The organism is Microcystis sp. M_OC_Ca_00000000_C217Col (assembly GCF_007095585.1).
In the GTDB taxonomy this organism is placed as follows: Bacteria; Cyanobacteriota; Cyanobacteriia; order Cyanobacteriales; family Microcystaceae; genus Microcystis; species Microcystis panniformis.
Genome location: NZ_SFBV01000094.1, coordinates 1 through 5,973 on the forward strand (window position 1 = coordinate 1; position 5,973 = coordinate 5,973).

The window sequence follows — 5,973 nt, forward strand, 5'->3', positions numbered from 1 at the left end:
TCGAAACGAGTAGGCTTTTTCCATGTCTCACATTTTAGCATATATTTCGTAAACGATGCTCATATTTAACAGTAAAGCCGTCGTAGAACGACGGGGTTTCAGACCCAAATTTTCGATGACCATTAAATCTAATCTAAGTAGGTGGGTGGAATTAAATATAAAATGAACGTAGGTTGGGTTGAAGCATGAAACCCAACGCCCGATTATGTTACGCTACCGCTAACCCATCCTACAAATAATTGTGCCTACCTACGAACAACACATAGAAATTAAAGGCGTATATTCTAGAGTAGTTATGATAATGTATAAAGATCAATATAAAGAAAAGAAACCTAAAGATAAAACCATCGCTGAGAAATTTAATACCTATCATTTTGTAAAGTATAAAGAGCAAGTGGTTGACTTATTAACCCGTGGGTGTAACGTTAGCGTCGAGACAAGGACAATTATCGAGGAGATGAAAAAATTATCATAAAATATCCCGTGAGCTGCGTTACTTAGCTGCGTTAGCGTTAGTAATACACCCTAATTCTGATAAATTCAAACTATTTAAAATACGGGTTTTTATTGGTCTTTTTTCATCCCAGAATATCAGAGATGAATAAAATTCCATCGCTAGGGAAGAATTGAGAAGCTGTAGTGTTTTCTGAGCAGTATCTAAATCATCAAAGCTTAAGAAGTAAACAGTATCATCGAAAATAACTGGTTGATTTTGATAGGGTGATATAAGTTGAAAATTCAGTTTCTTATAAAGTCCAGAAATGGCAATTTTAAAAGGAGAGAAGGTGTAAGAACCAACGCCGAATATAGAAAAATCTGGTTGATTTTGATAGATTTTGCTTTTTCTATTCCCAAAGTAATCTACATGATTAACTAGATACTGCCAAGTTTTTGGCGCTATATCTCGCATATTTTCTGTAGATTCACCAATAAACTTCTGAGTTACTAAAACGTATTTATTGATAATTTCTAGGCGATTTTGTGCCACATCTGAACCTTTAAGGAGAGGATAAAGATAGGTGGTTTCAATATCAACGATTTCCTTTAAACCATTGACAAAAATTCCATTAACTAACTGCAATTCCATGACTTTTGAGCAATCATGTTTAATACCTGAACGCCATTTTTCTACTAGAGGATGCCGATGATATAACTTCTCTAGTCTGATAAAAGTATTTAAATCTCTGACTAGAATATCATTTTGATAACCAATACGCTGAAACTCCCTTTCCTCAAAACTCTTGAAAACATCACAAAAGTAATTTTCTGATTGAGAATCAAATTGACAAAATAGGAGACAAGCATCTACATTAGCTTGAAAATATTTTTGAGTGTTTATCGGATAAATTGCCGAATAGGTGAGATTAATTTTCTGAGTATAAATATAGTTCAAAATTTTTCTAGAAACGGCTGTTTTGCAGATAATTGCCAGATAAGCTGAACGATGATTAAGACATTCAATCAATTTAATTAACATCCATTCTGAAATATCAAAGTTACTTTTTCCTGTGATAGCATCTAAACCCTGATAACCTTGAAAGTTACTTTTTTGCGGTAAATTGCTACCATTAATCAATCCCTGTTTTGAGTTTGTTATCCAAGGTAGATTCCCCAAGAATAAAATATTCTCTTTCCATGCTTGAGTTAGAGCATTCCAATCACAGTCAAAAAAATTATTTTGATGAACTTGTATTCTTGTATCTTGGCATAATTGCTCATCTTGGGCTATCTGTGCAACATAATTAGGATTAATTTCAAAGCCAAGAATTTTTTCAGTTTGTTTGAAGGTAGCTGCTGCCGATTTTAAAAAGTTTCCTGTACCACAAGTTGGCTCAATAATTACCTTGGGATTAACATTTATTTGTGATAACTTTTGGCAAATCTTTTCGGCTAACTCTAAAGGAGTTTGAAAGTCGCCGTATTCAACTTTAACTGGAGAAACTGACATGACTAATTCTCTCTATAAATAGCTATTAATCCTTCTTCTTGACCAGCAAGATCAATTACTCTAGTATATTGTAGTCTCCACTGTAAGGCGTTGGAAATGGTTAAAAATCCTTGTACTGGAGGATTAGCAAGAATTTCATCGGCTATATTGGCTGCTTCCATTTCATCAACGGGTAAGTTTTTATCTAACATAAAGGCAATTAAATCATCTTTGTTACCCTGATTGTTTAAGATGTTGCGAATACCACGAGTCATCTGGAAATCAGCTGTTCTTTCAGCCGATACAAAAATTGTCGTGATCATTCTTAAATTGGCAGTGCGATTGAGACTATTATCTAACTTTTCATAAACAAAAATAATTAAGGAATATCCTAAGCCAAAAATCTTTTGTCTTGCGGATTTAAAAGGACAAGATGATTGTGGTTGTTTAGTACTGGTTACTTTTATATCAACCAGCAACTCAGGAAAATCGATACCACTGGCTGCATTACCCTCAACAAAATCATATTTTTCTTTTAGATATAGTTTAAACTTTTGTTCTAAGTAGGTTCCGATCGCTTTACCATCTGTAACACCGTAGAGCGAAGCTTCTTGATGTTGAGACTCTAAAGCTGAAAATATAGCCGCCTCATTACCTAAAGATTCTTGGGTTAATCTTGACATATATAGCTAAATTAATTAATCTCCTCGTTTTTTCTATCTGACAAAATTAGCAAGCTTTCTTAATTATAAGTCAACTGCCATCTATGTAATACATCGCTGTGAAGCTTGAGACAAAATATTATCGCTCATAGTTTTTTCTTAATATGAGATACAGAAAAGTAGTCCTGTGACTTGGGATTAGCTTTGCTCAAGACTTTTAAATTAACTAAAATTATCGCGCACAACCCTTGTCTAAAACCTATCCCTTATAGAGATATTTCTTAACAATTTGGTCAGTAAGGACTCTAACCCTTATCCTGACTTGATTTCAGTTTTTTCTTTGTCATTAAGGGTGTCAACAAGGAATATTACAGATTGTTAACCGAGTCTTGAAAGCCCTGTGCTAAAAAGGTTTGAAATGTTAAGAAAGATGTGACTAATGGACAGGTCTAAAACCTCGCTCCTGGTTGGCGAAAAGTTTTTGGAGCGGAGTATAAATCCCCGTTACAAAAACGGACTCCTGCCCTCCGCTTGCTGCCTTCGTTAATTATTAACATAGACTGGGCGATGGTGGGGGAAAGAGGGTGAGCACCCATGGCCAAACTCGAAACCTAGCTGCTAACAAGCGAAAAAGTTGGGTTAGTATGAGGGGAGATTACCCTCTGAGGAGTTGCACTAATTATATGGACATCAAATTAATCCTGTTGGCACTAACGGCTGTATTCACCGTCTCTTGTCTCTTTTTCGGCACCCGCAACGGTTTTTATGATAGCGATAACTACGATGGCAATGGTTCCGCTCACTAACCAGTTATCATGATCAGGGTTGCCATGGTTCAACGCTCTACTGCTGTCTGGGGGTCAAAATCCCTTTTATCCTGTTTACCTTTTGGTGTCGGTCACGCATCGGAAGGGGTTTGTCTCCTACTGAAAATCGGTCCCTATCGCATACTTTTAGATTGCGGTTTGGCCGATATGCAACCCCTCACCCAAAATAAAAAACCCCCCGTGGATCTGGTGTTCTGTAGTCATGCCCACAGCGATCACATCCGTGGGTTAATGGCTCTCCATCAGACCTATCCCCAATTGCCAGTTTATGCCAGTGAGGTGACAGTACAACTGCTGCCCCTACAATGGCCCGATTCTGCTGAGGAAATCGGCAGTTTTTGTCAGGGTTGGCCATGGCGATCGCCGTTCGCTCTCTTTGATGATCTCACCGTCGAGATTTTTCCGGCCGGCCACCTACCCGGGGCTGCCGCGGTCCTATTCACCTACAAAACCCCCAAACGCACCTATAAAGTCCTCTATACCGGCGATTTTTCCCTATCTAATTTTCAACTGGTGGAAGGATTATCGATCGATCTGCTGCGGGGAGTATCCCCCGATGTGCTGATTATTGAAGGCAGTTACGGCACAGAGCGCCATCCCCACCGACGACAGCAGGAAAAACAGTTGATGAATCGCATCTATCATGCGATCGCTGAGGGACAAAATGTCCTACTACCCGTCCCCGCTTTGGGATTGGGTCAAGAAATTTTAAAATTACTGCGATCGCACCACCAATTCACAGGTCGCGACATTGATATCTGGGTTGGGGGCAAGATCGCTAAAGCCTGCGATGCCTACCTAGAAATTTTACCGCAATTTCCCGCATCTGTCCAGAATTTTGCCAAACATCAGCCCTTATTTTGGGATGAGCGCATCTGTCCCCGGTTGCGAAAGTTGCCAGAAAAACCGACACCTCTAGGGGGAACCACTCCGATAATTTTACTAATCGATCGCCTAGAGGAGGTGAGTAAATATCTGCAAGGGGATAAACCTTGGTTAATCTTAGTTCCCCAACACCTGCACGATATCAACCTGGAGAATCCCCGATTAAAAGCGGCACAGCGTTCGCGATTAATTAGCCAAGAAACCTATCTACTCGCGGAACATAGCGATAGTCGCAACACCACCCAACTAATCCATAACCTGCGACCGCAGCATATCATGTTCGTCCATGGCTCGCCCCTATATCTAGCGGATTTGACCAGTTTAGAAGAATTACAAAGCCGTTATCAACTCCATTCCCCGGCCGTGGGAACTCTGGTGGAATTGCCTATTGGCGATCGCTTTATGCAACCGACACCCCCGGCCCCCAGCCACTATGAGGGAGAATTAAATGAATCGGATTCGACCATCACTATCACCTTACCAGAGCCGATCACCCGGGATCCCCGGTGGAGTAATTTCGCCGATACGGGACTGGTGGAAGCGCGCTGGCAAGGGGAAGAATTATTATTGCGGGGAGTCTCCCAACGGGAATTATTAAGCGAGAGTCCCAATCGCATCACCAAAGCTTTAGAGGAGATGGATTGCTGTCGTGTCTGTGTCCACTACAAAAGTCAGCGCTGTTGGAATCCCGCTTCTCCCCTCTACGGTTTTAAAGTGGTTCCCGAAGGCTATTGTCCCGTTTTTGAGGCCAATATATAATAATTAGGGAGGCACAATTATTTGTAGGATGGGTTAGCGGTAGCGTAACATAATCGGGCGTTGGGTTTCATGCTACGTTCATCTTATATTTAATTCCACCCACCTACTTAATTCCACCCACCTACTTAATTAGGGCTGGCTGAAAAAGTTTCAGGGTTAGGAGTCAGTATTCCTGGATTTGCTCCATACAGAAATACTAAAAAATTAACAAAACCCTTATGAAGATTTTAACTCAGGCTCTGTAAGACTTTCCATAGCTAGTATAATACTGGGGGGGAGGTTCAGAAATAAAAGCATGAAAACTGACACGATTTTTTATCAACTCTTTCAATCATTCCCCTCTATCTTCTTTGAATTAATTCAACTCCCTATCAACGAAGCCAATAACTACCGCTTTGACTCAGTGGAAGTCAAACAACTTTCCTTTCGTCTTGATGGAGTCTTTCTGCCGCAAAATAATCACCCCCAGACTCCTATCTACTTCTGTGAGGTACAATTTCAAGAAGATGAGGCTTTTTATCAGCGCTTTTTCACTGAAATCTTCTTATATCTCAGTAAAACTAACTTAACCAATGATTGGCGGGGTGTGATTGTCTATCCTAACCCTCAAGTAGAAACCGATAAAGTTCAACGCTATCGGGAACTCCTCAACTGCGAGCGAGTGAGACGGATTTATCTGAATGAATTAGAAAACACTCCTCAAACTTCGATTGGTTTAGCCACAGTGCAATTAATCACCCTATCTAAAGCAAAAGCGCTTGATAGCACCCGAAAATTAATCCAAAGAGTGCGGGAAGAATTAACCCCCGACCAAAAACCGCAAGAACTCTTACAATTAATAGAGACGATTCTCGTTTATAAGTTACCGCTTCTCAATCGTCGGGAGATAGAAACTATGTTTAGTTTAGATGAA

5 protein-coding genes and 1 pseudogene are annotated in these 5,973 nt (G+C 40.0%); 4 read left to right on the forward strand and 2 right to left on the reverse strand.

Going from position 1 to position 5,973, the window contains the following annotated elements:
• Nucleotides 1-310 precede the first annotated feature (310 nt).
• Nucleotides 311-475: pseudogene (locus EWV66_RS05320) on the forward strand (helicase); the annotation flags it as partial.
• Between the two features lie 18 nt (nucleotides 476-493).
• Here the strand turns inward: EWV66_RS05320 and EWV66_RS05325 are convergent.
• Together EWV66_RS05325 and EWV66_RS05330 are read right to left on the reverse strand one after the other, a co-directional pair.
• Nucleotides 494-1,948, reverse strand: a complete 1,455-nt coding sequence (locus EWV66_RS05325; RefSeq protein ID WP_072926716.1) for an SAM-dependent methyltransferase — start codon at nucleotides 1,946-1,948, stop codon at nucleotides 494-496.
• Nucleotides 1,949-1,950: 2 nt separating this feature from the next.
• On the reverse strand, nucleotides 1,951-2,610 hold the full coding sequence (locus tag EWV66_RS05330) for a type II restriction-modification system restriction endonuclease (RefSeq protein WP_052276420.1): 660 nt from the start codon (nucleotides 2,608-2,610) through the stop codon (nucleotides 1,951-1,953).
• A gap of 662 nt (nucleotides 2,611-3,272) precedes the next feature.
• Between EWV66_RS05330 and EWV66_RS05335 the strand changes: the two genes are divergently transcribed.
• The 3 genes from EWV66_RS05335 to EWV66_RS05345 form a co-directional block, all read left to right on the forward strand.
• On the forward strand, nucleotides 3,273-3,395 hold the full coding sequence (locus tag EWV66_RS05335) for a DUF8629 family protein (RefSeq protein ID WP_002737208.1): 123 nt from the start codon (nucleotides 3,273-3,275) through the stop codon (nucleotides 3,393-3,395).
• Nucleotides 3,396-3,419: 24 nt separating this feature from the next.
• Entirely contained in the window at nucleotides 3,420-5,060 is a 1,641-nt protein-coding gene (locus tag EWV66_RS05340; protein ID WP_052276421.1) for an MBL fold metallo-hydrolase, read from the forward strand.
• Between the two features lie 295 nt (nucleotides 5,061-5,355).
• On the forward strand, nucleotides 5,356-5,973 hold a 618-nt coding region (locus EWV66_RS05345; RefSeq protein ID WP_287107241.1), incomplete at its 3' end, for an Rpn family recombination-promoting nuclease/putative transposase.